Origin of the sequence: Pseudomonas sp. PS01299 (genome assembly GCF_029960145.1) — a bacterium.
Lineage (GTDB): Bacteria > Pseudomonadota > Gammaproteobacteria > Pseudomonadales > Pseudomonadaceae > Aquipseudomonas > Aquipseudomonas putida_A.
The window spans coordinates 1-796 of record NZ_JASCPO010000501.1 but is presented as its reverse complement, the minus strand read 5'-3'; the positions used below and the strand labels follow the sequence as shown (position 1 = coordinate 796).

Here is a 796-nt window from a genome sequence, read left to right as displayed (position 1 = left end):
CTGTAGGAGCTGCCGAAGGCTGCGATCTTTTGATCTTAAACGTCAAAAGATCGCAGCCTTCGGCAGCTCCTACACGTATGCGTGATCGAAAAATCTCCGCTCGATAGGTTTCCTTCAACGCCGAGATAGACCGGCTAAATAATCAACCAAGCTGATGTTTACTATGGCAAACCCTGAGTGGTTACCGCGGCTTTTTTGATTGATCCTGACGGCACTGAAACATGCCCACGGAGCACATCATGGCCAGTTCAATCATTACTTCAGCCAAGCGCGGCGCCTACCTGGCCATCGGTCTTTACCTGGCCTTGGTGCTGTTTGTCAGCATCGCCGCGCAAACCCAACACAGCTTCGACGCACCGATCCAGGTCGCACACCCCGGCATCCAGTTCGAACACCGCGCAGACGTGCTGGTTGATCGCGCTGAACTCGCAGGAGTGGGCGGCGCATGAAAGGCTACAGACTCTGGGTCATCGCCGGGCTGGCACTGATAACCAATGGTGCGGCGTTGCTCGGCTTCGGCCAAGGCTCGGTGGGTGCGCTAGCGCGGGCCATAGAGGCCAATCACAGCATTGCGCACAATATCGAACGGGCCAACTCCCAAGGGTTGCTGGCCGGCAATCCGCCGATCAAGGCTGAGGTCGATTTCCTTGGGCCGTTTGAAGTGGATTGCTCGGCACTCGGTATGTGCGCCGTGCTGGCTTAGATTGAGCGAACCATTGTGGCGAGGGGATTCATCCCCGATGGGCCGCGAAGCGGCCCCAGACCCGGCGAACCGGATTATTCTGATACACCGAGG

2 protein-coding genes are annotated in these 796 nt (G+C 57.5%); both read left to right on the top strand.

Features of this window, described 5'->3' with window-relative positions; translation table 11 throughout:
* Nucleotides 1–239: 239 nt before the first annotated feature.
* Nucleotides 240–449 (top strand): hypothetical protein, encoded by a 210-nt coding sequence (locus QMX91_RS31275; protein ID WP_027613086.1) that lies wholly within the window; start codon nucleotides 240–242, stop codon nucleotides 447–449.
* Nucleotides 446–703: a hypothetical protein gene (locus QMX91_RS31270; protein WP_098964270.1), complete on the top strand. Its 258-nt coding sequence runs from the start codon at nucleotides 446–448 to the stop codon at nucleotides 701–703. The genes QMX91_RS31275 and QMX91_RS31270 overlap by 4 nt, the downstream gene beginning before the upstream one ends.
* Nucleotides 704–796 lie beyond the last annotated feature (93 nt).